Origin of the sequence: Lichenibacterium minor, assembly GCF_004137685.1 — a bacterium.
Lineage (GTDB): Bacteria > Pseudomonadota > Alphaproteobacteria > Rhizobiales > Beijerinckiaceae > Lichenihabitans > Lichenihabitans minor.
Window position 1 is genome coordinate 174,064 of the sequence record NZ_QYBB01000002.1, and the last position, 24,285, is coordinate 198,348.

A 24,285-nucleotide genomic window follows, 5' to 3' on the forward strand; every position below is an offset into this window, starting at 1 on the left:
CCGGTCCGTCCCCTCCCCCAGGCGTCAGCCCTGCGGGAAGCCTTCCAGCACCAGCTTGCCCTTGGCGCGGCCGCCCTCGATCAGGGCATGGGCGCGCTTCAGCGTGGCGGCGTCGATCGGGCCCAGCGTGTCGGACAGGGTGCTCCGGATCTCGCCGGCGTCGACGAGCCGCGACACCTCGTCGAGCAGCGCGCCCTGCTGCCCGAGGTCGGCCGTGCCGAACAGCGAGCGCGTGAACATCAACTCCCAGTGGAGCGACAGGCTCTTGAGCTTGAGCGGCATCACGTCGAGCGTGTCGGGGTCGTCGATCACGGCGATGCGGCCCTGGGGGGCGATCAGCGCCACGACCTCCGACAGGTGGTCGGCCGTGTTGGTGGTGACGAAGACGAAGCCCGGGGCGCCGATGCCCAGCGCCTCGACCTCAGCGGCCAGCGGCTTCGCGTGGTCGACCACGTGGTGGGCGCCGAGGTCGCGCGCCCAGGCCTGCGTTTCGGGGCGCGACGCCGTGGCGATCACGGTGAGGTCCGTGAGACGGCGCACGAGCTGGATCGCGATGGACCCCACGCCCCCGGCCCCGCCCACGATCAGGACCGCGGGGGCGGCGCCGGGCACGGGCCGGCGCAGGTCGAGGCGGTCGAACAGCGTTTCCCAGGCCGTGATGGCCGTGAGCGGCAGGGCCGCCGCGGCGGCGAAGCCGAGCGAGGCCGGCTTGCGGCCGACGATGCGCTCGTCGACGAGGTGAAACTCGGCGTTGGTGCCGGGTCGCATGAGGTCGCCGGCGTAATAGACCGCGTCCCCGACCGCGAAGCGGGACGCGGCCGGGCCGGTCTCCACCACGGTGCCGGCCGCGTCCCAGCCGAGCACGCGCTCGCCCTCGATCGGCGCCAGCCCGCGCCGCACCTTCGTGTCGACCGGGTTCACCGACACGGCTTCGACCTTCACCAGGATGTCGTGGCCGGTCGGCACCGGCCGCGGCAGGTCGAGGTCGACCAGGGCCTCGGGATCGGTGATGGGCAGGAACCTGCGAAGGCCGACGGCGCGCATGGGGGACTCCAACGATGGGATGGCTTGTCCCGGCCTAGACTGGTCGCCATGATCCCGGCGCGCAAGAACGCACATTCCCGGCACATACTGCTGAAAAGGATACCATGGCCCGCATCAGGCACCCCCGCCCCGACGGTTCGCCGGGCTGCGCCGTGGAAGCGACGCTCGGCCTCACCGACGGCAAGTGGAAGGGGGTGGTGCTGTTCCACCTGCTGGGCGGCACGCTGCGCTTCAACGAGATCCGCCGCCGGGTGCCCAGCGTCACGCCGCGCATGCTGACGAACCAGCTCCGCGAGATGGAGGCGGACGGGCTCATCGGCCGCCGGGTCTACGCCGAGGTGCCCCCGAAGGTCGAATACAGCCTCACGGATCGGGGCCGCAGCCTCGCCCCGGTGCTGTCCGCCCTCAAGGCCTGGGCCGACGCCAACGTGGCGGGTTTCGGCGGAAGCTCCGCCGCGGCGTGAGCGGCGGCATGCCGCCCGGGCGGCGCCGTTAACCACGACGCGACGATCGTGTTTCACGAAGCGTTAACCCATGCGCAGCTCCGGACCTCATCCCGCTGCCCGGCCCCGCGACGTTTCGGGGCGCGGGCGCCCAGCGAGCGCACGACAGCCTTGGCCCTTCCCGACCCGACCGACGCGGTCGTTTCCATCTCCTGGCAGGAGGTGTCCGGCGGCACGATCACCACCGAGCAGGGCTCGGGCGTGCTGATCGCGCCCGACGAGGTGTTGACCGCCGCCCACCTGGTCTACGACGCCGCCGGCCGCGCCGTGGCGGACGCGGTGGCGACGTCGGACGCCGGGGGACGGCCGCTCCGCGCCGCCGAAGCCTCCGTCCATGCCATGCCGCTCGCGGATTGGACGCGGGTGGCGAGCGCAGCCGGGGATTTCGCGGTGATCCACCTCGCCACCCCCCTCGCCGGCCTGCCCACCATGGCGCTGGGCTCCGGCTTCGCCGGCGGCGCCGTGACGGTGACGGGCTATCCGGCCGCGACCGGGGGCGCGCGGGACAGCCTCGCCGAGGTCCTGGCCCCCGTCGCGGGGTCCTCCGGCATCCTGCAGGGCACGCCGCTGGGCGCGCCGGGCGACCCGCGCGGCGCCAGCGGCGGCCCGGCCTGGCAGGCGGTGGACGGCGTCGCGACCGTCGTGGGCCTGACCTCCTCGGCCAACGGGTCGATGGGCTTCTTCGTCGGCCTCACGGCGGCCGACGTGGCCGAGATCGACGCCTGGACGGCGGCCGACCACGCCGCCGCGGCACCGGTCGTCGTCGTGCCCGCGGCGGCGCCGGTGGCGGCCGAGCCCCAGCCTGCAGGGGCGTCGCCGGCCATCGCCGCCCTGGCGGCGGCGGCGGCCGGCCTCCCCGCCGTCACGTCGCGCCCCGCGCTCGACGCCGCGATGTCGCGCGTCGTGTCGCTGCTCGCCCGCGACGCCGCCGCGCTCGGCGCCGGGGCGGGTTTCGACGACGTGGCCGCCGACGCCCTGTCGGTGCTCGGCGACAACGGCCGCCACCGCAACCTCGCGGCCGCGCTTCTGGAAGGGGTGATGTGGGGCCATGCCGGCGGCGACGTCGCGGGTTCGGTCGGCGCCGTCGCGGCGGTGGATTCCGGCGTGCTGTCCTACGCGGCTTCCGAGCGCGGCGTCCACGCCGGGGCCCGCGCCGGGGCGCTGCTGCTCGCATCCGGTTTCTGAGGCGCACCCTCCACCCCCGACCGCATGCCGCGGCCCGCGCCTTTGCGGTCCGCCTCCCGAGCCGCTATCTCCGACGGTGAAGCCGCGCCGGGCGCGACGCCCCGCCATCCCGTTCGGAGCCCAGAGTGGACGCGCACGTCACCACGCTCGATCGCCCGTCCCACCCCGGCCGGGCCGACCAGGCCGCGGCCCTGCGCGCCGCGCTGCGCCACGAAGGGTTCTCGGGCGACGTCGAGGACGGGATCGGGCCGCGGCTCGTGGCCGCCACCGACAACAGCATCTACCAGGTCATGCCCGTGGCGGTGCTCCACCCCCGCGAGGGCGCCGACGTCGCTGCCGCGGTGCGGGCCGCCCGCGCCGTGCCCGACCTCGCGCTGTCGCCGCGCGGCGGCGGCACTGGCACCAACGGCCAATCGCTGACCCGGGGCGCGATCCTCGACCTGTCGCGCCACATGAACCGCATCCTCGCGCTCGACCTCGACGCCCGCACCGTCACGGTCGAGCCTGGGGTGGTGCTGGACCAGCTCAACGCGGTCCTGCGCCCGCACGGCTTCTTCTTCCCGCCCGCCGTGTCGACCGCGACGCGCGCCACGATCGGCGGCATGATCGCCACCGATGCGTCGGGGAAGGGCTCGCGCCGCTACGGCCGCACCTCGGACCACGTCCTGTCGCTCGACGTCGTCCTGTCGGACGGCTCCGACTTCACGGTCCGCCCGCTGACCCGGCCCGAGCTCGACGCCGCCGTCGCTCGCGGCGGCATCGCCGGCGACGTCCACGCCGAGGTGCTGCGGATCGTCACCGAACATGCCGACCTGATCGCCGACACCTTTCCGGCGATGAACCGGGGCCTGACCGGCTACAACCTCCAGGGCGTGACGCGGCCGGACGGCACCTACGACCTCGTGCGTCTGCTCGCGGGGTCTGAGGGCACGCTGGCCTTCACCCGCGCGGCGACGCTGCGCCTGACGCCGCTGCCGAAGCATCGCATCCTGATGGTGGCGCGCTACGCGTCCTTCGACGCCGCCCTGCGGGACGTGCGGCACCTGCTCGCCGCCGACCCGTTGGCGATCGAGATCCTCGACGACAAGACGCTGGAGCTGGCGAGCCGCGACGTCATCTGGTCCGGCCTCGAATCCGTGCTGGGCGGGCCCGCCGCGGCGGCGGTGCGCGGCCTCAACGTGATCGAATTCGCCGGCGACGACCGCGACGCGCTCGGCCGGGACGCGGAGCGCTGCGCCGACCTGCTCGGCCGTTCCCCCCACCCCGCCATGGACTGGGTGCGGGTCGACGACCCGGCGGCGATCGCGCAGGTGTGGACCCTGCGCGAGAAGGCCGTGGGGCTGATGGGGCGGCTCGGCGAGATGGAGGGCTCGCGCCGCCAGGGCACCGCCTTCGTCGAGGACACGGCCGTGCCGCCCGAGCGGCTCGCCGACTACGTGGCCGAGTTCCGCGCCCTGCTCGACCGCCACGGCCTCGCCTACGGCATGTACGGCCACGCCGACGTCGGCTGCCTCCACGTCCGCCCCTCGCTCGACCTGGCGGACCCGGCCGAGGAAGCGATGATCCGCGCCGTGTCCGACGAGGTCGCCGCGCTGGTGAAGCGCCACGGCGGGCTGATCTGGGGGGAACACGGGCGCGGCTACCGGGGCGAGTTCTCGCCGCTCTTCTTCGGCCCCGTGCTCTACGGCGAGCTGTGCCGCATCAAGCGCGCCTTCGATCCCGAGAACCTGTTCAACCCCGGCAAGCTGGCCTCGCCCGACCTCGGCGGCGCCATCGACCGCATCGACGCCGTGCCGGTGCGCGGCAGCTTCGACCGGCTGATCGACAAGGGCGAGCGCCGCGGGATGGGGCGCGCCGTGAGCTGCAACGGCAACGCCGCGTGCCATTCCTGGGACGACTTCGACGCCATGTGCCCGTCCTACCACGCGACGCGCGACCGCGTGCAGTCGCCGAAGGGCCGGGCCACGCTGCTGCGCGCCTGGATGCGCCTGCGCTCGGAGCAGGCGCGGGGTCTGCCCGTCGCGGCCGAGCTCGCCGCCGTGGAATCCGCCACCAAGGCGTCGATGGACACCTGCCTGTCGTGCAAGAGCTGCGCGAGCCTGTGCCCCGTCAAGGTCGACATCCCGTCGATGCGGGCGCGCTTCCTCGCCACCTACCACACGGCGCACCCGCGCCCGCTCCGCGATCGCCTGCTGCGCCGCCTCGAGGCCGGACTGGCCCTGGTGCGCCGCGCCCCCAGCCTCGCCGGCGCCGTGATGGGCTCGGCGCCGGCCGCGTGGCTGCTGCGGAACCGCTTCGGCCTCGTCGACCTGCCGCATCCTGCCCCGACGCGCTGGAAGCCGCGCGTCGGCGGCGGTGGCCCGCACGTCGTGCTGCTGCGCGACAGTTTCCTGTCCACCTTCGACGGCGCCGTGATCGACGCGGCGGGGCGGCTGCTGGAAAGGCTCGGCTACCGCGTGACGCTGTCCGCCATCCGCCCCAACGGCAAAGCGCTGCAGGTGCTGGGGCTGGAGACGGCTTTTGGGAAGGTGGCGCGCCGCGCCGTCGCCGAGCGGGCGAAGCTCGCCGCGGCCGGCGTACCGCTCGTCAGCCTCGACGCCGCGACCGGTCTGCTGCACGACAACGAATATAAGGAATATGCGGAATATTCCGCGAATCCACCCCTCGCTCCGGTGGTGTCGATCGAGCGTTTCCTCGCCGACGAGGTGGCGGCCGGCCGCATCGCGCCGCGTGGAAGCGGGGCTGGACCGACGCTCGACATCCTGCTCCACTGCACCGAGAAGACCGCGCAGCCCGAAACGGCGGCGCGCTGGGGGCGGGTGATGGCGCATCTCGGGCTCGACGTGCGGTTTCCGAAGGTCGGCTGCTGCGGCATGGCCGGGCTCTTCGGCCATCAAGCCGAGCAGGCGGAGCTGTCCCGCCGGATCTTCGACATCGGCTGGCGGCCGCGCCTGGGCGACGACCCGTCCCGCACGCTCGCGACGGGCTTTTCCTGCCGCTGCCAAACGGAGCGCTTCGCAGGGCACAGGCCGCGCCACCCCGTCGAGGCCGTCCTGGCCCATCTCGAAGCCGCCGGATGAAGGGCGACCCCCGCAGCCACGGGCTGTGGGAACGCTCGGCACCCGCGGGGCCGGCGACGGTGCCGCTCGCCGGCGACGTCGAGGCGGACGTGGCGATCGTGGGCGGGGGCTATACGGGGCTGTCGGCCGCCCTGCATCTGGCGGAAGGCGGCGCCTCGGTGGCGCTGCTCGAAGGCGACGAGATCGGCTTCGGCGGCTCGGGGCGCAACGTCGGCCTCGTCAATGCCGGGCTGTGGATCATGCCCGAGGCGGTGCCGGGCCTGCTGGGCGCACCCCATGGCGAGCGGCTGCTGGCCGAACTCGGCGACGCGCCGGGGCTCGTCTTCGACATCGTCGCGCGCCACGCCATCGCCTGCGAGGCGACCCGCGCCGGCACGCTCCACTGCGCCGTGGGCCCGCGCGGCCTCGGCGAGGTGAGCGAGCGGGCGCGGCAGTGGCGGGCGCGGGGGGCGCCGGTCGAGCTGCTCGACGCTCGCGGGACGGCGAGCGCCGTCGGCACGGCGGCCTATGCGGGCGCGCTGCTCGACCGGCGCGCCGGCACGGTCCAGCCGCTCGCCTACGCGCGCGGCCTGGCCGGCGCGGCCCTGCGGGCGGGGGCCCGCATCTTCACGGGGAGCCCCGTCGGGACGGCCGAGGACGAGGGGGCGGGCTGGCGGCTGCACACGGCCGGCGGCAGCGTGCGGGCACCGAAGGTCATCGTCGCCACCAACGCCTACACGGGCGGGCCGGGCTCGGCCGCGAGCCCCTGGCCCGCCGTGCGGGCCGAGCTGGTCCACCTCCCCTATTTCAACCTCGCCACGCCGCCGCTGTCGGCGAACCTCGCGGGCTCGATCCTGCCCGGACGTCAAGGCGTCTGGGACACGCGGGAGGTGCTGAGCTCCTTCCGCTTCGACGCCGCGGGGCGTCTCGTCTTCGGCAGCGTCGGCGCGCTCCGCGGCACCGGCCGCGCCGTGCACCGCGCCTGGGGGCGACGGGCGCTGGCGAAACTCTTCCCGCAGCTCGCCGGGATCGATTTCGAGCACGAATGGTTCGGCGCCATCGGCATGACGGTCGACGCCGTGCCGCGCTTCCACCGGCTCGGCCGCGGCGTCGTTGGCTTCAGCGGCTACAACGGCCGCGGCATCGCGCCCGGCACCGCCTTCGGGCGCTGCCTCGCCCGGCTCATGCTGGGCGAGATCGGCGAGGCCGACCTGCCCCTGCCGGCGACCGACCCGGCGCCGGTGCGGTTCCGCGCCGCCCGGGAAGCCTGGTACGAGGCCGGCGCGCAGGTCGTGCACGGGGTGGGCGCCCGGACGTGACGCGGTGGTGGAGCGGACAGTTCCCCCCCGCAGCCCTGCCGGACGAGACCGCCCGACCGTGCCGGCGATCGAGCACGGTTTGCCCCGTCATCGTCGGCCCAATGCATTCGTTCGATCGTCTCGGGCGGATATGCTCCCGCCAGTCCTGCCGTTTGCGGCGGGTGAGCCGCTCCATCGCGATGGCAAGTGTGTTGACGGTTCCACGGTCGGTTGGTCATCATGCGTCGCGTCGACCTTTCTCGGGGTGGGCGGCGTGAAGCGGGTCGCGGTTTTGGCAGACGTCCACGGCAACTTGCACGCGCTCGAGGCCGTGCTGGCGGAGCCGGACGTCGCTTCGGCCGATCTGATCGTGTTCAATGGTGACCTCGCCGATGGCCCGTTTCCCCGCGAAACGATGGAACGCATCGAAGCACTCGGCCCGAAGGGCGTTTGGCTGCGCGGCAACGGCGACCGCTGGATCGTCGAAGCGCGCGCCGGCCGCTTCCGCCATCCCGATCCGTCCACCGATGCCCTGATCCATTGGGCGGCCGGCCGTCTCTCGGAAGCTCAGGTCGCTCGTTTGGCCGCTCTCCCGATGAGAACGACCGTCGACATCGAGAACGGTCGGGTTGCGCTCTGCCATGCGACGGCCCGGAGTGACAACGAGATGTTGCTCGTCGACAGCACGATCGGACAGGCCCGTGCGGCTTTCCAGGGTATCGACGCGGGTCTCGTCGTGGTGGGCCACTCCCATATGCCCTTCGACCGCCTGTTTGACCGCAGGCGAGTCGTGAATGCGGGGTCGGTCGGCCTGCCCTACGGCCATTCCGGTGCTTCCTGGGCGCTGCTCGGCCCCGATCCTGTGCTGCGGCGCACCTCATATGACGCGCGGGCCGCCGCCGATGCGATCGTCGCGAGTGGCATGCCCGGCGCCCTCGATTTTGCCGAGACTTGCATCCTGACGGTGGAAAGCGATGCGGCGGCGCTGGACGCGTTTCGAACCACCCTGGAGCGCCAGCAACGAGACGCCGATTTCGGCTGATCCATGCTGCGGCGCGGGGTTTCGGTCCGGATACAGGTCAGTCGGGCCGAGGCGGTGCCGAGGCGCGACAGGACAGATCCACGCTGCGCAGTGCGTCGGTGCCCCCATCCGAGATCCAGTCGGGGTATAGAGGCTGGCGAACTTGACCGGAAAGCCCCGCCATGACCGCCATCGCCGCCGAAGCCCGCCGCATCCTCGCCGACCTCGGCGTGCCCGAAACCCGCTTCGCCGGCGGCACGCTCCCGGTGCGCTCGCCCATCACCGGGGAAGCGATCGGCGCCGTCGCCGAAGCGTCGGCGGACGACGTGCCCGACGCGGTCGGCCGCGCCCAGGCGGCGTTCCTTCGCTGGCGGCTGGTGCCGGCGCCGCGGCGCGGCGAGCTGGTGCGGCTGCTCGGCGAGGAGCTGCGCGCCGCCAAGGGCGCGCTCGGCCGCCTCGTCACGCTGGAGGTCGGCAAGGTGGTGTCGGAGGGCCTGGGCGAGGTCCAGGAGATGATCGACATCTGCGACTTCGCGGTCGGCCTGTCGCGCCAGATCGGCGGCCTCGTGCTGCCGTCCGAGCGGCCCGACCACAGGCTGGCCGAGCAATGGCACCCCGCGGGCGTCGTCGGCATCATCTCCGCCTTCAACTTCCCCGTCGCGGTGTGGTCGTGGAACGCCGCCCTGGCGCTGGTCTGCGGCGACGCGGTCGTGTGGAAGCCGTCCGAGAAGGCGCCCCTCACCGCGCTGGCGGTCGACGCCCTCTACCGGAGGGCCGCCGCGCGCTTCGGGGCCGACGCGCCGGACGGGCTCGCGACGGTGCTGGTCGGCGGTCGCGCGGTCGGCGAAGCGCTGGTCGACGATCCGCGCGTGCCGGTGGTGTCGGCCACGGGCTCGACCCGCATGGGGCGCGCGGTCGGCGAGCGCCTGGCGCGCCGCTTCGGCAAGGCCATCCTGGAACTCGGCGGCAACAACGCGTCGATCGTCACGCCGTCGGCCGACCTCGACCTGACCCTGCGCGCCGTGGCCTTCGCCGCCATGGGCACGGCCGGCCAGCGCTGCACCACCCTGCGTCGCCTCATCGTCCACGCCGACGTCTACGACGCGCTGGTGCCGCGGCTCGCCGGCGTGTACCGCGCCATCACCGTCGGCAGCCCCGTCGCGGGCGACGCGCTGGTGGGCCCCCTGATCGACGGCGACGCCTTCGCCGCCATGGAGGCGGCGCTCGCCGCCGCGCGGGCGGCGGGCGGCACGGTGCACGGCGGCGGGCGCGTGGAGGTGGAGGGCGAGGGCGCGTTCTACGCCCGGCCGGCGCTGGTCGAGATGCCGGGCCAGGTCGGGCCCGTGATGGAGGAAACCTTCGCGCCGATCCTCTACGTGCTGCGCTACCGCGACCTCGACGAGGCCATCGCGCTGCAGAACGGCGTGCCTCAGGGGCTGTCGTCGTCGATCTTCGGCAGCGACCTGCGCGAGGTCGAACGGTACCTGTCCGTCCAGGGCTCGGACTGCGGCATCGCCAACGTCAACATGGGGCCCTCGGGCGCCGAGATCGGCGGCGCCTTCGGGGGCGAGAAGGACACGGGCGGCGGCCGCGAGTCCGGCTCCGACGCCTGGAAGGGCTACATGCGGCGGCAAACCAACGCGATCAACTACGGGCGGTCCCTGCCGCTGGCGCAGGGCGTGCGGTTCGAGGTGTGAAGCCCCCCGGTCGAAGGCTCTGGCCGACGGCCGGCGCCAACGCGGCCCGCCGCCCGTGCGGCGCGTCGCCGCTCAGGCCGCGTCCCCCGAGCGGAACGGCGTGAAGCGGCGCACCCAGCCGCCGAGGCGGCCGCTGTCCCGCTCCACCCGCACCTGCGTGTCGGCGACCGCCTGGGCGATCTCGGCCACCTCGTCCATCACGGCCAGGAGCGCGTGCTCGACCGCGTCGAGGCTCGCGTAGACGTCGCCCGTCACCCTGGCCTCCGCGATGGTTCGGGCGATGTCCTCCAGGCGCCCCCGCACGCGCAGGGCGCTGAACATCTCGCTATCCACCATCCGTGAGCTTCTCCGTCGCCGCGGGCATGGCTTGAAGCCCGCGCATCGCCCCGGTTCCGGGGCGCGCGAGAGTGCTTATCCTAAGACAACGGCGGGGTGACGGCACCATCAGAAATCGGGGCGGCAAATCCGATGCGGGCCGTCGAAGTCCCTCACGGTCCGGCAATGGCGGTGGCGGTGCCGCGGCGGGGGCGGGCCGTCGAAATCCTCGCCGTAGCGGGGTGGCGGACGGTGGCCATAGCCGTAGCCGTCGTCGTAGGGGAGCGGCGGCGGGCGGTGGCCATAGCCGCCGTCGTAGGGCGGTGGCGGCGGGCGATGGCCGTAGCCGTCCTCGTAGGGCGGCGGGGGCGGCGGATAACCATCGCCGTAATAAGGCTGGGCCTGTGCGGCGGCGGACCCGAGCATGAGCAGCGCGCATCCTGCGATGACGGCTCGCATGGGAGTTCTCCTGTGGTGGTACGGGCCCATCCTAGCGCGTGTGAAGATGAACCACGACCGACGCCGGCGTTCCGGTGCCGTTCAGGCCACGCCGGCCGAGACGGGGGCGGTCGCGGGCCCCTACGATGCCGGCCTCCCCGGAGCGTCCTTCCATGATCACCGTCTACCACCTCGCCACCTCCCGCTCGGAGCGCATCGTGTGGCTCCTCGAAGAGCTCGGACTGCCCTACGGGATCGAGCGGTTCGACCGCCGGCCGGATCGCTTCGCCCCCGACGAGCTGAAGGGGGTGTCGCCGACCGGCAAGGCGCCGGCGCTGCGCGACGGCGACGTGGTGCTGGCGGAATCGGGCGCCATCGTGAGCTACGTCCTGGCGCGGCACGGCGGCGGCGGGCTGCTGCCGGCGCCCGCCGACGCCGACTTCCCCGCGTATCAGTTCTGGCTGCACCATGCGGAGGGGTCGCTCGGCGCCCAGCTGATGCGCGAGATGACGATCGACCGCCTGAACCCCGACGCCGACGCCCATCCCGGCATGGCGCGGGTGCGCCGGACGACGCGCGACGCGCTCGCCCTCGTGGAGGACACGCTCGGGCGCACGCCCTACATCGCGGGCGAGCGGTTCACCGGGGCCGACATCATGATGCCCTTCTGGTTCACCACGGCGCTGCGGTTCCGCCCGCTCGATCTCGCGCCCTACCCGGGCATCCGCGCCTATCTCGACCGCATCGCCGACCGCCCGGCCTATCGCCGCGCGATGCAGGTCGCGGGGCCGGACGTCACCGGGTGAGGCGCTTGCTCATTTGGACGACCGTGCGGCCGTCGGGCTTCTGTTCCGTCCGGTCGACGCCGTAGCCCAGCGCCGCGTAGAGGCGGATGTTCGTCCCCATCAGAGCGTTGGTGTAGAGCCTGATCTCGTTCAGGCCCTGCCCCGCCGCCAGCGCTTCGGCGTGGGCCATGAGGCGGCGGCCGAGGCCGCGCCCCTGGAGGTCGGGGTCGACGGCGACGTTCTCGACGAGGAGGTGCCCTTCGGCCGGCACCGTCTGGATCAACCCGGCCCAGACGCCGTCGACCGTCAGCAGGTCGATCCTGTGATGCCGCAGCGCGGCATCGTAGTCGGCCGTCATCGGCTTCGGCTCGCGGCCGAGCACCGGCACCCAGCGCGCGTAGGCGCGCCGGGTGAAGTCGCGGACGGCGGAAGCTTCCGCCGTCGTCGCGCGCCGGAACGCGGTCCCGTCGCTCAGCGCCGGATCTCGACCGGACCCTTCATGCCCGGCCAATCGGAATAGCCGTGGAAATCGCCGCCGTACCAGGTCGCCTTGGGGGCCTCGGCCAGGGGGCCGTCCTCGGTCAGGCGGTACACGAGGTCGGGGTTGGCGATGTAGGGCCGGCCGAAGGAGAAGAGGTCGGCCCGACCCTCCTTCAGTTCCGCCTCGCACAGCTCCAGCGTCAGCTGGTTGTTGGCCATGTAGGCGCCCGAGAAGCGGCGGCGCAGGTCGGCGAAGTCGACCCCCTCCGGCACGTCGCGGGTCTGCTGGGTGACGCCCTCGATCGTGTGGATGTAGAGCAGCCCGAGCTTCGACAGCGCGTCCACGTAGGCGCCGTAGGTGTCGTGGGTCGTCGAGTCGAGCGGCGTGTTGCCCGGCTGGGTCGTGGCGGGCGACAGGCGGATGCCGACGCGGTTCGGCCCGCCCCAGGCGTCGATGGCGGCGCGCACGGCGTCCAGCGGGAAGCGCAGGCGGTTCTCGATCGACCCGCCGTAGCGGTCGGTGCGCTTGTTGGTGGAGTCGCGCACGAACTGTTCGAGCAGGTAGTTGTTGGCCGAATGCACCTCGACCCCGTCGAAGCCGGCGCGCTTGGCGTTGGCGGCGGCGCGGCGGTAGTCCTCGACGATGCCGGGGATCTCGTCCGTTTCCAGCGCGCGGGGCGTGACGTGGTCCTGCATGCCCTTCTCGGTGAAGGCTTGGCCTTCGGGCCGGATCGCCGAAGCCGACACGGGGAGCGCGCCGTTCGGCTGCACGTCCGGGTGGGAGATGCGGCCCGTGTGCCACAGCTGCATGACGATGCGTCCGTCGTTGCGGTGCACCGCTTCGGTGACCTTCGACCAGGCGTCCACCTGGGCGTCGGACCAGATGCCGGGCGTGTAGGCGTAGCCCACGCCCTGGGGCGAGATGTTGGTGGCTTCCGTGACGATGAGGCCCGCGTTGGCGCGCTGGGCGTAATAATCGGCCGCGTAGGCGGGCGGCACGCCCTCGGTCGAGGAGCGGCTGCGGGTGAGCGGCGCCATGACGACGCGGTTCTTCAGCTTCAGGTCGCCGAGGGTGAAGGGCTGCAGGACGGGGCTGGCGGAATGGCTCAAGGGTGCGGTCTCGCGAAGGATGCGGCGCCATGTGCGCCGGGTGTCGCGAAGCAAACGCGGGAGTTCAGTTCCGGTTCGGGGGGGCCGGCCCGGTTCCAAACGGGCGAGCCCCTCGGAAACCGCGTCACCCCAGCCAGTCCGCCACGGCCTTCCGCAGGAAATCCCGCGCCGGGGCGTCGCCGACGGGGTTGCCGGCGCGGTGGCCCCAGATCGACGGGATGGGACGGAGCTCGGCGTGGCGCAGGTGCGCGACCTCGTCGGCGTTGTCGGCCACCGGGAAATACAGGTCCGTGCGCGACGGCAGCAGCAGCACGCGCGCCCGGATGGCGCCGAGCGCCGCCACGAGGTCGCCGCCGTGGGGCGGGCCGGCGGCGATGTCCGAATGGAGCCAGGTCGCCGCCTGGGCGTAGAGGTCCTCGGCCCGCCGCCGCGTGAAGCCCGGCGACCAGTGCCGGTCGAGGAAGTCGTCGAGCGACGCCGCGTCGGTGGACGCGTAGTGGAGGCCCGCCCGGTACCAGTCCTGGCTCATCGCCCAGGCGGCGTAGATCCGCGCGAAGGCGCGCATCGCCCCCGCGGGCTGCGCCGAGAAGCGCCCGCCGCCCGTGTGCTCGGGCGCGGCTTCCAGCGTCGCCATCAGCGACAGGAGGAACACCTTGTTGTGTTCCGCCGTGCGGGCGCTGCCGCAGACCACGATCGCGCGCTCGACCGCTTCGGGGAACAGCGCCGCCCAATGGTAGCTCTGCTGCGCCCCCATGGAGAAGCCGTAGGCGCAGGCGAGCCGGTCGATGCCGAAATGCTCGACTAGGAGGCGCCGCTGCGCCCGGACGTTGTCGGCCGTCGTCACCAGCGCGGGATAGTTCGAGGTGTTCGACGGGCTCGACGAGGAACCGTTGCCGAACATGTCCGGCACCACGACGAACCAGCGGGTGGGGTCGAGGATGCCGTCCGGCGCGATCAGCCAGTCCTGGTCGGACGCCTGGGCCGAGTAGCTCGTGGGGAAAACGACCGCGTTGGAGCGGTCCGGCGCGAGCGTGCCGTAGCTCTTCCAGGTGAGGAAGGCGCCGGCCAGCACGTCGCCGGACTCCAGCGTCACGTCGCCGAGGTCGAACCGCCCCGCGTCACTGTCCCAGGCCATGCCGCCCCCCGTCACTTCATGCTGGAATCGAAGATGGTGCGGCATTTCGGGCTGAGCTGCTCCCGGTGCACCTTCATGCAGGCCTTGATCTTCTCTTCGTCCGGGATGGCGTCGGCGCAAAGGCGGTTCACGTCGTCGTAGCAGGCCTGCTCGGCCTTCTGCCGCACGGTGTCGGTCTTGATCTCGGCCGAAGCCAGGGTGGGAAGCAAGAGGGTGAGGGCCGTCGCGGCCGTCGCCAGGGTGATACGCATCGTGGAGGACCCGCCTGATCGGGCTGCGGGGACGCGTCGGACGCTTCCGCAACCTGCTCTGAGATGAGAAGTGCGGGCAGGGGGAGCGTCGGCCTGCCGATGTTTCCCCTGCCCGGGTTCACGGTTCGCGGACGCATAGACCGGTTTGGCACACCGCGCAAAGGCCGGGCGCTGCGCGTCACGACAAGAGGTAGAACAACCCCGCGGACAGCGCCACCGTGGCGGGCAGGGTCAGGATCCAGGCGACGGCGATCTGCTTCAGCATGCCGGATTCGATCCCCGCGCCGGACGCCACCATGGTGCCGGCGATGCCGCCCGTCACGACGTGCGTCGTCGACACCGGGAAGCCGCCGAAGCCCGCGGCGCCGATCAGCCCGGCCGCCACCACCTCGGCGGCGGCGCCCTGGGCGGGGGCGAGGTGCTGCTTGCCGAGCTTCTCGCCCAGCGTCGTGACGATGCGCTTGTAGCCGATCATCGTCCCGGCCCCGAGGCACAGCGCGCTCAGCACCCGCACCCACCAGGGCACGTATTGCGCCGTGCCCATCAGCGTCTCGTGGACCTCGTGCGCCCGCTTCCTGTCGGCTTCGCCGATGCCGGGCGCTTCGCCGGCGCGCTTCAGCTCGGTGAGCACGAGGTTCATGTCGTTGCGCAGCGCCGGGCGCTCGGCGTCGGGGATGGCGGAGCCCGACGCGGCGTCGCCGAAGCGCCGCCCGATGTCGCGGGCGGCCGCGACGCCGAGCTGCCGGCGGTCGTCGCCGTAGCGGCCGATGAGGTCCGCCGCCGCCCCCATGTCGCCCGCGATGCCGTGCAGCTGCGCGCCCGTCATGTCGGTGTTCAGCGCGTAGCTCATCGGGAACAGGCCGATGACCGTCAGCATGATGAGGCCGATGCTCTTCTGCCCGTCGTTGGTGCCGTGGGCGAAGGACACGGCCGTGCAGGTGAAGACCAGGATGCCGCGCATCCACCACACCGGCGGCTTCCCGCCCTCCGGCGGCGTGTAGAGCGCTTCGTCGTGGACCACCTTCTTCAGCAGCCAGAAGGCCGCCATGGCGAGCCCGAAGCCGAGCACGGGCGAGACCAGCAGCGACAGCAGCACGTCCCACACCTCGTGCCAGTCGACGCCCTGCCCGAGCGCCCGCCCGTGGCGCAGCGAGTCCTCGACCGCGATGCCGACCAGCGCGCCGATCAGCGCGTGCGACGACGAGTTCGGGATGCCGAGCAGCCAGGTGGCGACGTTCCAGCCCAGCGCCGACACGAAGATGGCGGCCAGCATGCCGGCCGCGATGCCGCCGTCCGGCGGGGACAGCGCGTCGGGCGGGATCAGCTCGACGAGGGCGTAGGCCACCGCGATGCCGCCCAGCATCACGCCGAGGAAGTTCATGACGCCCGACCACACCACCGCGACCACGGGCTTCAGCGAATGCGTGTAGATCACCGTCGCCACCGCGTTGGCGGTGTCGTGGAAGCCGTTCGAGAACTCGAAGGCCAGCACCAGCGCGAGGCAGATCGCCAGAAACACGATCGCCGCCGTCGATCCCGGCGCGATCACGGCGAGAATGCCCATCCCGTTCCCCCTGCCCACAGCCGGCGAGCGATAGAGGCAGGGTTGTGTGACGATCGCGCGACGGTCCGGCCGGGCCAGACTGAGGCGGAACAAAGGCGGGCGCCCGGCGCTTGGACCGGCGACGCCCGCGACGGGCGCCGTGGATCGCCCCGGTCGTCGCGGACCATCCGACAGGTGAAGCCCATGCGGAACTACGCGGCCGAATGCATCGGCACGTTCGTGCTCGTCTTCGGGGGGTGCGGCGCGGCCGTGCTGGCCGGGCCCCACATCGGCTTCGCCGGGGTCGCGGCCGCCTTCGGCCTGTCGCTGCTCGTCATGGTCTACGCGGTGGGGCCCATCTCGGGCTGCCACCTCAACCCGGCCGTGACCCTGGGCCTGGTGCTGGCCAACAAGTTCGATCCCCGCCGGGCGCCGGGCTACATGGTCGCCCAGGTGGTGGGCGGCATCGCGGCGGCGGCCGTGCTCTACCTGGTGGCGAGCGGCAAGGCCGGCTTCGACGCCACGGCGTCCGGCTTCGCCACCAACGGCTACGGCGACCGCTCGCCCGACCATTACGGGCTCCTGGCCTGCTTCGTGTCCGAGGCGGTGATGACGGGGCTGCTGATGTTCGTGATCCTCGGCGCGACCGACATCAAGGCGCCGGTGGGCTTCGCCGGCATCGCCATCGGCCTCGCGCTGACCGTCATCCACCTGGTGTCGATCCCCGTCACCAACACGTCGGTCAACCCGGCCCGCTCCATCGGCCCGGCGCTCTTCGCCGGCGGGGGCGCCTTTTTCCAGCTCTGGCTCTTCATCGTCGCGCCCTGCATCGGCTCGGCGATCGCCGCCTTCGTCTACACGACGCTGCGCCCCGTCGACCCCGAAGCGCAGATCACCATGCGGGCCGCCACCCAGGCGCTGCCGACCGAGCAGGAGCAGCGCGTCGACGCCGCGTCGGCCAACCCGCCGGTGCCGCCCAAAGCCCGGAGCTGAAGCCCGGAGCCGGCCGCCGGGGCGTGCGGCGCTTGGCTCCGCGCCTTGCATCGGCCACCGCCCCGCTCTAGCTGCGGACCGATGAGAACCGTCACCTACGCCATCGGCGACATCCACGGCCGCCTCGACCTCCTGGAGCGGCTGCTCGCCGCCGTGGAAGCCGACGCGGCGGAGCGCGGCGCCGCCGCCAAGATCGTCTTTACCGGCGACTACGTCGACCGCGGCCCCGCGTCCCGCGGCGTCATCGAGCGCGTCATGGCCGGCGCCCGCCGCCCGGGCGACCGCTTCGTGCCGCTGCGGGGCAACCACGACGACCTGTTCGTTTCCGCCGTGACGCGCGGCGACGGGGTGCCGGACTGGGCCTGGACGCTCTACGCCCACACGGTGGAAAGCTACGGCCTGACGATCGCGACCCTGCGCGGGCGGGACGCGGAGCTGCGCCGCCACGCCGCCTTCCTGGCGTCGCTGCCGCTGACCCACGACGACGGCGTCCACCTCTTCGTCCATGCCGGCATCCGCCCCGGCGTGCCGCTGGAGCGGCAGGACCCCGAGGACTTGACCTGGATCCGCGAAGAGTTCCTGTCCTTCGAGGGCCCGCTGCCCCGCCGCGTCGTGCACGGCCACACCATCATGGGCGACCGCCCCGTGGTGACGCCGAACCGCATCTCCATCGACACCGGCGCCTTCCGCTCCGGCATCCTCACCGCGGCGGTGCTCGACCCCGAGGCCCCGTCGCGCGAGCCGGCTTTCCTGCAGGCGGTCGGCGAGCCCGACCGCCCCGCGCTGGTGCGGGAAGCCCGGCTGGTCGAGAGCATCGCGGGCCGGCCCGTGTCGCCCGAGCTGCAGGCCGTGTTCGACGACTTCGTGGAAGGGCGCATCGACCTCGTCGAGATGGAGCGGCGCGGGCGGCGGCTGGGGGCAGCAGTGTGAGGGCGCCCGAGGAGGTGCGGGGATCGGACCTGTCGCGGACGGCCTCGCCGTCATCGGCGCGGCGGTTCGATATGGGTGGTCTGTTATGAAAAGTCTGTTTTGGTTAGTGGGGTCATCAGGCTCATAATAGACCGCTGGTGCGGTGCGTTATGGGCATACCTAAAGCGAACCGATCGCTCCGGCGGTTGCCGACCCTGAGCGGACCCGCCATCATCGCCACGACCAGACATGTGTAGCCGCCTCGTCGCGAACGGGACGGAAGCCAAGACGGACGTAGAAGTCGGCTGCTTCCTGTGTGGTCGTCCTCAACCGGACCGACTGGAAGACGCCTTTGGCACGGTCGAGCAACTGCCCCACAAGGGCAGAGCCTACACCGGAACGCCGCGCTGCTCGCTCAACGTAAAGGTGCCGCAAGCGCCCGATCTCCAGTCGATCCGCGTACGGATCACGGTTGAGACCACCGACGGCGACCAGACAAGAAGCTTGGAACGCGCCTAGGAGCACTTCGCCCGGCTCAGCGAACCTGTTCTGACCTGCATCCCATTCCGCCACGAGCTTGCCCATGAAGCGGAAGCCCTCTGCGCTGGCCTCGACCCGTAGCTCGTCGATATCGGGCGGTAGGTCGAGGAGTGGGGCAAGCTGCGGCAGGGTGCTCATGGCCTTTCTATACGCTCCCGTCTCGACCTGCTGAAGCAGCGTCCGCTTCCCACCCCATGGACTATTCGGCTGGTCCGTTTTGGGTACACCCAAATCGAACTAATTCAGCACCTCACTGAATTCCGGCCGCTCTGGGTCCTCTGGAGCGCATCGATCGTAGAAGTCTCATGATCGGGCGTCTTCAAGCTCGTCGACCAACATCGCAGCGACTCGGTTCGCCTTCTTTGGCGAGCCTTTCACAAGACCTTGGTTTCCTTGAATGTCCGCCGTCCATCGCTGCAGGCCATCCGGCGAAGGATCCTCAGCTCTGGCCATCGCATCGGGCATCATCGTGATCCGAAGATACTCGACGTGATCCGCTGCAGCAGGCGCACCCCACAATCGGTCTTGGTACCAGGCGGTCCAGACGCGCCAACTCGTATCCTCATCGTCCAAGGCGGCGCGCATAGCTTCCCACTGCGAGGCGTATGGTTCGGGCACCCCTCCCGCCGATGCGCGATTTGGCCACATCGGCGCATCGAGCAGGACCAGCGGGTCGTCGCTTGTTGCGATCCATGCTCGATCAGCTGCGATCGCATCCCAGGGCGCGCCAGCGGGCGATGTGGCGCTGAACATCGCCGCCATCGCAGCTCGGGATGCCGCGTTGCTCGCGGCATCGGCGGAGGACTCGAGGGGCGAGCCAGAAGGAGCTGACCTGGAAGCCTCACGGACGGCGGCCGTTGCGGAACTCCCGTTCTTGTCAGAAACAGAGTTCAACAGCGTCGCGAACATGTTGAGCGCTAAGTTGCGACGTCTCGCTTGTAGACGTCCGAGTGCGATGTATCGAAATGCGGAAACGATCGTCTGGCCTTCCTTCGGTGAGAACCGACCTTCGGCCGGCTTCTGGACGACGAAAGGCAGGGCTCTAAAACCGACGCGCAGCGCAATGACAGTCGAAACCTCCTGAGATTGCGCCCCGAGCCAAGCCCACAGAGCGTCCCTCTTCACTCTGACATCATGAAGGTGCTCACGTTCCACTTCGGTCAGGGTGCTCATGCTATCGGTCCTTACTCGATTACGGGTATGCCTGGAGAGAACCGCCGGAGCTTGTCTACGAGGGGGTGCCCAGGCAGGTTCGATTTGGGTACACCCCAAGCGAACTGGCACTTTGTGCTGCTGTGGTGTTACTCATGCGGCATGAGGCGCCAATCTCCGGCGAGATCACATTTCGAAAGTATGAAGTGGTCCTTAGTCGAGCCAAAAGTGAACCCGCATCTCTGAACTCTTCCTTCCACACCGCGCGGGCTTGGCCATCCGCTATCAAAGCCGTTTTTACTCGTAAATACTATCTCTTTGCTCGACAGCTTGTAATCATAAGCGTCAGTCTCCAGCACCTCGCCGCTCCCTGCTGAGCTAAGTCCGGAGAAGACATGAGGCAGATATGACAACCCGGCAACCTTGTGGTTTTTTAAGAACTCAAGGCTTAGAATACTGGAGTCCCCTGGCGATATATGTTCTCTCCAAACCCAGGTTCCTTCTAGCGAAGATGCTTCCGCGATCATGGGTGTGAGAACGAGGGTAAGTACGACGAACATGGTTCGCATACCGATTAGCTTAGCCATATTCTGCTCCCGAACCCGCTGTGTTCACCTTGCCCTAGAAAGTGGGGCGACAACAGACCGTCGAGGAGAAGCAAGCTAGTTCACTATGGGTGTACCCGAACCAAACCGGTGCGAACGGTCCCGTCCTGGTCGATTCTTCTGATATTCGCTCAAGGAGACTGCGTGCGAAGCGGGAACCGTTCGACACATCCGACGACCGCCGCCTCGCCCCCGGCCCGCCGCGAAGACCCATATCCGCCCCCCGTCGCCCTCGGTCCGGCGATCACCGGCATGCCGCCTCGCCCCTTCGGCTAGTCAGCCCCGGCTCCACCCGCTATCCTGGCGCGACGGCCCGCCGCATGCGGCGGGCCGCGGCACCGGCGCGGCACGGGGTGCGACGGGCGAGGGGTGGGACGGATAGCGCGGATGCTTCACGCTGTGGACCGGCTCCGGCACGCCCGCATCCTCATGTACAGCCACGACACCTTCGGGCTCGGCCACCTGCGCCGCTGCCGCGCCATCGCGCATGCCCTGGTGGAGCGCTTCAAGGGCCTGCAGGTGCTGATCGTGTCGGGCTCCTCCATCGCGGGCGCCTTCGAATTCCGCACCCGGGTCGACTTCCTCAAGATCCCCAGCGTCATCAAGCTCTACAACGGCGAATACACGCCGCTGGCCGAGCACACAGCGCTCGACGGCACGCTGGCGCTGCGCCGCCAGGTGATCCAGTCGACGGCGGAATCCTTCGAACCCGACATCCTCATCGTCGACAAGGAGCCGCTCGGCCTGCGCGGCGAGCTGGAGCCGACGCTGCGCTGGCTGAAGGCGCGCGGCACCACGCTGGTGCTGGGCCTGCGCGACGTGATGGACTCCCCCGCCCTGCTCGCCGCCGAATGGGGGCGCGCCGGCGTGCTCGCCAAGATGGACGCGCTCTACGACGCCGTGTGGGTCTACGGGCCCCGCGACTTCCATGATCCCCTGCAGGGCCTCGACGCGCCGGCGTCCCTGCGCGGCCGCCTCGACTGGACGGGTTTCCTGCGCCGCGAGGTGCCCTCCGGCCCGACGCCGACGCTGGCCGCCATGCCGGCCGACGCCCTGCTGGTCACGGTCGGCGGGGGCGGCGACGGCGCCGAGCTGATGCACCAGGTGATCGCCGCCCACGACCACGACCCGACGCTCGATTGGCCCGTCGTGATGGTGCTCGGACCCTTCATGAAGGCGGAGGAGCGCGACGACATCCGCCGCCGCGCCGCGTCCCACGGCGCGCTCCACCTCATCGACTTCGACAACCGCCCCGAGATCCTGATGGAGAACGCCGCCGGCGTGGTCGCGATGGGGGGCTACAACACGTTCTGCGAGATCCTGTCGCTCGACAAGCGCGCCCTCATCGTGCCCCGCGTCCGCCCCCGCGAGGAGCAGCTGATCCGCGCCCGCCGCGCCGCCGCGCTCGGCCTCGTCGACTGCATCCTGCCCGGCGATGCGGCCGACCCCGCCCGCCTCGCCGCGGCGCTGCGGGCCCTGCCCCGCCGGGGCGTGCCGTCCCGCGCGCCCTACGGCCTCGACCTCGGCGGCCTCGACCGCGTCGCCGACCTCGTCGGCGCCATGGTGGCGGCGCGGCGCGGGAGGGGATCGTGATGGCGACCCTGGGCAGGCTCTGGCCGCGCGCGCCGGATTCCGGCGGGCGGATGCCGCGTCGGACGGGCGAAGCGCGCGGGCCCGCATCCCCGACGCGGGCCTGCGCGGTCTTCGTGCTGAAGGGCTATCCCCGTCTGTCCGAAACCTTCATCGCCGAGGAGATCCTCGGCCTGGAGCGCCGCGGCTTCGACATCCGCATCGTGGCGCTGCGCCGCCCCACCGACGACCGCACCCATCCGGTGCACGCGGAGGTGCGGGCGCCCGTGGGCTACCTGCCGGAATACCTGCACGACGCGCCGCTCCGCGTGCTCGCCGCGTGGCGGCGGGTGCGCCGCCGCCCCGGCTACCGCGCCGCGCGGGCGCAGCTGCTGCGGGACCTGCCGCGCGACCCGACCCGCAACCGCCTGCGCCGCTTCGGCCAGGCGCTGGTGCTGGCGGACGAGCTGCCGGACGGCGCGTCCCACCTCCACGCCCATTTCATCCACACGCCGGCGAGCGTCGTCCGCTACGCCAGCCTGATGGCGGGCCTGCCCTGGACCTGCTCGGCCCACGCCAAGGACATCTGGACCAGCCCGGACCGGGACCTCGCCGACAAGCTCGCCGCGGCGCTCTGGACCGTGACCTGCACGCGGGCCGGGCGCGACCGGCTCGACGCGCTGGCGCCGCCGGGCCGCCCGGTGCTGCTCAACTACCACGGCCTGTCGCTCGACCGCTTCCGGCCGCTGCCGACGCCCCGCCCGCGCCGCGACGGCGGCGACGTCGGGGATCCGGTCCGCATCCTGTGCGTCGGGCGCGCCGTGCCGAAGAAGGGGCTCGACACCCTTCTCGACGCCTTGGCGCTGCTCCCCCCGGGCCGCCATTGGCGCCTCGCCCACGTCGGCGGCGGGCCGGAGCTGGCGAACCTGAAGGCCCGCGCCGCGGCCCTGGGGATCGCCGCGCGGGTCGACTGGCTCGGGCCCCGCGACCAGGCGGCGGTGCTGGACAGCTATCGCGCGGCCGACCTCTTCGCCCTGCCCTGCCGCGTGGCGGGGGACGGCGACCGCGACGGCCTGCCCAACGTCGTGGTGGAAGCGCAGAGCCAGGGCCTCGCCGTCGTGTCCACGGCGGTGGGCGGCGTGCCCGAACTCGTCGAGGACGGGACCAACGGCCGCCTCGTGCCGCCCGACGACGCGCCCGCGCTGGCGGCGGCGATCGACGAGCTCGTGGCCGACCCCGACCGCCGCCGCGCCCTCGGCCGGGCCGGCCAGGCCCGGGTGGCGCGGCACTTCGACTCCGCCGCCAGCCTCGACGCCCTGGCCCGCCTGTTCCACGGCGTCGGCGTCGGGGCCGCGGCGGCCGACATCGCCGAAGCGGCGGCCGAGTAGCTCATCCATGCAGACCCGGGTCCTCTTCTACGTCCAGCACCTGCTCGGCATCGGCCACCTCGTCCGCGCCGGCCGGGTCGCGGCGGCGCTGTCCGAGCGTTTCGAGGTGCTGCTGGTGGTGGGCGGCGACCTGCCGCCGGGCCTCCTGCCCGACAATGTCAGCCTCTTCGTGCTGCCGCCCGTGAAGGCCGGCCCGGCCGGCTTCTCGGCCCTGGTCCACCCCGACGGGCGCCCCTTCACGGCGGAGGACAAGGCCGCGCGCCGCGACCTGCTGCTCGGCTGCTTCGACGACTTCGTGCCCGAGGTGGTGCTCATCGAGGCCTTCCCGTTCGGGCGCCGGGCCATGCGCTTCGAGCTGGTGCCGCTGCTGGAGCGCGCCGCCGCCGCCGTGCAGCGCCCGCTGGTGGCCTGCTCGGTGCGCGACATCCTGCAGGACGCGCGGCCCGAACGCCGCGCCGAAACCGCCGACGCCATCCGGCGCCATTTCGACCTCGTGCTGGTGCACGGCGACCCGCGCTTCGCGGACCTGTCGGAGTCGTTCCCGGAAGCGCGGGAGTTCGCCGACCTCGTCCGCTACACCGGCATGGTCGGCCCGCGCCACGAGGGCCTGCTGCACGGCGCCGCCCCCGACGAGGACGAGCCCTTCGACGTCGTGGTGTCGGTCGGCGGCGGCGCCGTCGGGGCGCGGCTCGTCGCGGCGGCGCTGGCGGCGCGCCCGCTGAGCCGGCTCGCCGGCGCGCGCTGGCTCGTGCTCACCGGGCCCAACGCGGCCGCCCCACCGGATGCGCCGCCCGACGCCGGCGTGTCGGTGCGGGCCTTCGTGCCCGACCTCGCGGCCCGGCTCGCGCGGGCGCGGGTGTCGGTGTCCCAGGCCGGCTACAACACGGTGGCGGACCTCGTCGCGGCGCGCTGCCGCGCCGTGCTGGTGCCCTACGCCGAGGGCGGCGAAACTCGCCGCGCGCGGCCTGGCCGTGGTGGTCGCCGAAGCCGCGCTCGACCCGGCCGCGCTCGCCGCCGCCATCGACGCCGCGCTGGACCTGCCCCGGCCCGAGGCCGAGCTGTCGCTCGACGGGGCAGACCTGTCGCGGCTCGTCATCGAGCGTCACCTCGGGATGGGCTGACCCCCGCCCGTCCCGTCCCGTCCCGTCCCGGGGTGGGCCCGGCGGGGCATCCGGCCGACGGGCCCCCGGCGCGCCCGGGAACCGGCCCTTGCCCTCATCGCCGGTTGCGCCGATGATGCGCGGTCGGCCGGCCTTCCGGTCCCC

The 24,285-nt window shown here is 72.2% G+C and carries 22 protein-coding genes; 12 read left to right on the forward strand and 10 right to left on the reverse strand.

The window, feature by feature from the left end; all coding sequences use genetic code 11:
- Positions 1-24 precede the first annotated feature (24 nt).
- Positions 25-1,044: a zinc-binding alcohol dehydrogenase family protein gene (locus tag D3273_RS02935; RefSeq protein ID WP_129223346.1), complete on the reverse strand. Its 1,020-nt coding sequence runs from the start codon at positions 1,042-1,044 to the stop codon at positions 25-27.
- 104 nt (positions 1,045-1,148) lie between these two features.
- Here D3273_RS02935 and D3273_RS02940 point away from each other — a divergent pair, with 104 nt between their 5' ends.
- The 6 genes from D3273_RS02940 to amaB all read left to right on the forward strand — a co-directional run bounded on the left by D3273_RS02940 (position 1,149) and on the right by amaB (position 9,807).
- Positions 1,149-1,508: a winged helix-turn-helix transcriptional regulator gene (locus D3273_RS02940; protein WP_129223348.1), complete on the forward strand. Its 360-nt coding sequence runs from the start codon at positions 1,149-1,151 to the stop codon at positions 1,506-1,508.
- A 150-nt stretch (positions 1,509-1,658) separates the two neighbouring features.
- Positions 1,659-2,732 carry a trypsin-like serine peptidase gene (locus D3273_RS02945; protein WP_165359356.1) on the forward strand — a complete coding sequence of 358 codons (1,074 nt, stop codon included), beginning with the start codon at positions 1,659-1,661 and terminating at the stop codon, positions 2,730-2,732.
- A 125-nt stretch (positions 2,733-2,857) separates the two neighbouring features.
- Positions 2,858-5,812 (forward strand): FAD-binding and (Fe-S)-binding domain-containing protein, encoded by a 2,955-nt coding sequence (locus tag D3273_RS02950; RefSeq protein WP_129223352.1) that lies wholly within the window; start codon positions 2,858-2,860, stop codon positions 5,810-5,812.
- Positions 5,809-7,110 carry an NAD(P)/FAD-dependent oxidoreductase gene (locus tag D3273_RS02955; RefSeq protein ID WP_129223354.1) on the forward strand — a complete coding sequence of 434 codons (1,302 nt, stop codon included), beginning with the start codon at positions 5,809-5,811 and terminating at the stop codon, positions 7,108-7,110. The genes D3273_RS02950 and D3273_RS02955 overlap by 4 nt, the downstream gene beginning before the upstream one ends.
- Positions 7,111-7,363: 253 nt before the next feature.
- The gene (locus D3273_RS02960; protein WP_207210650.1) at positions 7,364-8,131 is read left to right on the forward strand and encodes a metallophosphoesterase family protein; all 768 of its coding nucleotides are present in this window, start codon (positions 7,364-7,366) and stop codon (positions 8,129-8,131) included.
- 161 nt (positions 8,132-8,292) lie between these two features.
- Positions 8,293-9,807: an L-piperidine-6-carboxylate dehydrogenase gene (amaB, locus tag D3273_RS02965; protein ID WP_129223356.1), complete on the forward strand. Its 1,515-nt coding sequence runs from the start codon at positions 8,293-8,295 to the stop codon at positions 9,805-9,807.
- Between the two features lie 72 nt (positions 9,808-9,879).
- Here amaB and D3273_RS02970 read toward each other — a convergent pair whose 3' ends face one another.
- Both D3273_RS02970 and D3273_RS02975 read right to left on the reverse strand, forming a co-directional pair.
- Entirely contained in the window at positions 9,880-10,143 is a 264-nt protein-coding gene (locus tag D3273_RS02970; RefSeq protein WP_129223358.1) for a hypothetical protein, read from the reverse strand.
- A 108-nt stretch (positions 10,144-10,251) separates the two neighbouring features.
- The gene (locus D3273_RS02975) at positions 10,252-10,581 is read right to left on the reverse strand and encodes a hypothetical protein (protein ID WP_129223360.1); all 330 of its coding nucleotides are present in this window, start codon (positions 10,579-10,581) and stop codon (positions 10,252-10,254) included.
- A 152-nt stretch (positions 10,582-10,733) separates the two neighbouring features.
- Here D3273_RS02975 and D3273_RS02980 point away from each other — a divergent pair, with 152 nt between their 5' ends.
- Positions 10,734-11,366 carry a glutathione S-transferase family protein gene (locus tag D3273_RS02980; protein WP_129223362.1) on the forward strand — a complete coding sequence of 211 codons (633 nt, stop codon included), beginning with the start codon at positions 10,734-10,736 and terminating at the stop codon, positions 11,364-11,366.
- On the opposite strand, the gene D3273_RS02985 is transcribed toward D3273_RS02980, so the two are convergent.
- The 5 genes from D3273_RS02985 to D3273_RS03005 all read right to left on the reverse strand — a co-directional run bounded on the left by D3273_RS02985 (position 11,356) and on the right by D3273_RS03005 (position 15,885).
- Positions 11,356-11,856 (reverse strand): GNAT family N-acetyltransferase, encoded by a 501-nt coding sequence (locus D3273_RS02985; RefSeq protein ID WP_245500954.1) that lies wholly within the window; start codon positions 11,854-11,856, stop codon positions 11,356-11,358. The genes D3273_RS02980 and D3273_RS02985 overlap by 11 nt on opposite strands.
- Positions 11,817-12,935, reverse strand: coding sequence for an alkene reductase (locus D3273_RS02990; protein ID WP_207210653.1), 1,119 nt, complete (start codon positions 12,933-12,935; stop codon positions 11,817-11,819). The genes D3273_RS02985 and D3273_RS02990 overlap by 40 nt, the downstream gene beginning before the upstream one ends.
- 124 nt (positions 12,936-13,059) lie before the next feature.
- Complete coding sequence (locus D3273_RS02995; protein ID WP_129223364.1) at positions 13,060-14,070, reverse strand: alpha/beta fold hydrolase; 1,011 nt, start codon at positions 14,068-14,070, stop codon at positions 13,060-13,062.
- Positions 14,071-14,081: 11 nt separating this feature from the next.
- Positions 14,082-14,321 carry a hypothetical protein gene (locus tag D3273_RS03000; RefSeq protein WP_245500955.1) on the reverse strand — a complete coding sequence of 80 codons (240 nt, stop codon included), beginning with the start codon at positions 14,319-14,321 and terminating at the stop codon, positions 14,082-14,084.
- Between the two features lie 178 nt (positions 14,322-14,499).
- Positions 14,500-15,885, reverse strand: a complete 1,386-nt coding sequence (locus D3273_RS03005; RefSeq protein WP_129223366.1) for an inorganic phosphate transporter — start codon at positions 15,883-15,885, stop codon at positions 14,500-14,502.
- Between D3273_RS03005 and aqpZ the strand changes: the two genes are divergently transcribed.
- Both aqpZ and D3273_RS03015 read left to right on the forward strand, forming a co-directional pair.
- A complete protein-coding gene (gene aqpZ / locus D3273_RS03010) occupies positions 15,781-16,857 on the forward strand; it encodes an aquaporin Z (protein WP_281011171.1) in 1,077 nt (358 codons plus the stop codon). The genes D3273_RS03005 and aqpZ overlap by 105 nt on opposite strands.
- A gap of 81 nt (positions 16,858-16,938) precedes the next feature.
- A complete protein-coding gene (locus D3273_RS03015) occupies positions 16,939-17,787 on the forward strand; it encodes a metallophosphoesterase family protein (protein ID WP_129223370.1) in 849 nt (282 codons plus the stop codon).
- Positions 17,788-17,997: 210 nt separating this feature from the next.
- Here D3273_RS03015 and D3273_RS03020 read toward each other — a convergent pair whose 3' ends face one another.
- Entirely contained in the window at positions 17,998-18,444 is a 447-nt protein-coding gene (locus tag D3273_RS03020) for a GNAT family N-acetyltransferase (RefSeq protein ID WP_129223371.1), read from the reverse strand.
- 165 nt (positions 18,445-18,609) lie between these two features.
- Entirely contained in the window at positions 18,610-19,479 is an 870-nt protein-coding gene (locus D3273_RS03025) for a hypothetical protein (protein ID WP_129223373.1), read from the reverse strand.
- 971 nt (positions 19,480-20,450) lie between these two features.
- On the opposite strand from D3273_RS03025, the gene D3273_RS03030 reads away from it, so the two are divergent.
- The 3 genes from D3273_RS03030 to D3273_RS03040 are packed head-to-tail and all read left to right on the forward strand — an operon-like array spanning position 20,451 to position 24,257.
- Entirely contained in the window at positions 20,451-21,656 is a 1,206-nt protein-coding gene (locus tag D3273_RS03030) for a glycosyltransferase family protein (protein ID WP_129223375.1), read from the forward strand.
- 50 nt (positions 21,657-21,706) lie between these two features.
- Positions 21,707-23,020, forward strand: a complete 1,314-nt coding sequence (locus D3273_RS03035; protein WP_129223753.1) for a glycosyltransferase family 4 protein — start codon at positions 21,707-21,709, stop codon at positions 23,018-23,020.
- A gap of 7 nt (positions 23,021-23,027) precedes the next feature.
- On the forward strand, positions 23,028-24,257 hold the full coding sequence (locus tag D3273_RS03040; protein ID WP_245500956.1) for a glycosyltransferase family protein: 1,230 nt from the start codon (positions 23,028-23,030) through the stop codon (positions 24,255-24,257).
- The last annotated feature ends 28 nt before the right edge of the window (positions 24,258-24,285 follow it).

Bases quoted from the DNA above. Each gene is read 5' to 3' on its own strand.
- D3273_RS02935 (WP_129223346.1), bottom strand. From the start codon at position 1,044: ATGCGCGCCGTCGGCCTTCGCAGGTTCCTGCCCATCACCGATCCCGAG.
- D3273_RS02940 (WP_129223348.1), top strand. From the start codon at position 1,149: ATGGCCCGCATCAGGCACCCCCGCCCCGACGGTTCGCCGGGCTGCGCC.
- D3273_RS02955 (WP_129223354.1), top strand. From the start codon at position 5,809: ATGAAGGGCGACCCCCGCAGCCACGGGCTGTGGGAACGCTCGGCACCC.
- amaB (WP_129223356.1), top strand. From the start codon at position 8,293: ATGACCGCCATCGCCGCCGAAGCCCGCCGCATCCTCGCCGACCTCGGC.
- D3273_RS02970 (WP_129223358.1), bottom strand. From the start codon at position 10,143: ATGGTGGATAGCGAGATGTTCAGCGCCCTGCGCGTGCGGGGGCGCCTG.
- D3273_RS02975 (WP_129223360.1), bottom strand. From the start codon at position 10,581: ATGCGAGCCGTCATCGCAGGATGCGCGCTGCTCATGCTCGGGTCCGCC.
- D3273_RS02980 (WP_129223362.1), top strand. From the start codon at position 10,734: ATGATCACCGTCTACCACCTCGCCACCTCCCGCTCGGAGCGCATCGTG.
- D3273_RS02995 (WP_129223364.1), bottom strand. From the start codon at position 14,070: ATGGCCTGGGACAGTGACGCGGGGCGGTTCGACCTCGGCGACGTGACG.
- D3273_RS03000 (WP_245500955.1), bottom strand. From the start codon at position 14,321: ATGCGTATCACCCTGGCGACGGCCGCGACGGCCCTCACCCTCTTGCTT.
- D3273_RS03005 (WP_129223366.1), bottom strand. From the start codon at position 15,885: ATGGGCATTCTCGCCGTGATCGCGCCGGGATCGACGGCGGCGATCGTG.
- D3273_RS03015 (WP_129223370.1), top strand. From the start codon at position 16,939: ATGAGAACCGTCACCTACGCCATCGGCGACATCCACGGCCGCCTCGAC.
- D3273_RS03020 (WP_129223371.1), bottom strand. From the start codon at position 18,444: ATGAGCACCCTGCCGCAGCTTGCCCCACTCCTCGACCTACCGCCCGAT.
- D3273_RS03025 (WP_129223373.1), bottom strand. From the start codon at position 19,479: ATGAGCACCCTGACCGAAGTGGAACGTGAGCACCTTCATGATGTCAGA.
- D3273_RS03030 (WP_129223375.1), top strand. From the start codon at position 20,451: ATGCTTCACGCTGTGGACCGGCTCCGGCACGCCCGCATCCTCATGTAC.
- D3273_RS03035 (WP_129223753.1), top strand. From the start codon at position 21,707: ATGCCGCGTCGGACGGGCGAAGCGCGCGGGCCCGCATCCCCGACGCGG.
- D3273_RS03040 (WP_245500956.1), top strand. From the start codon at position 23,028: ATGCAGACCCGGGTCCTCTTCTACGTCCAGCACCTGCTCGGCATCGGC.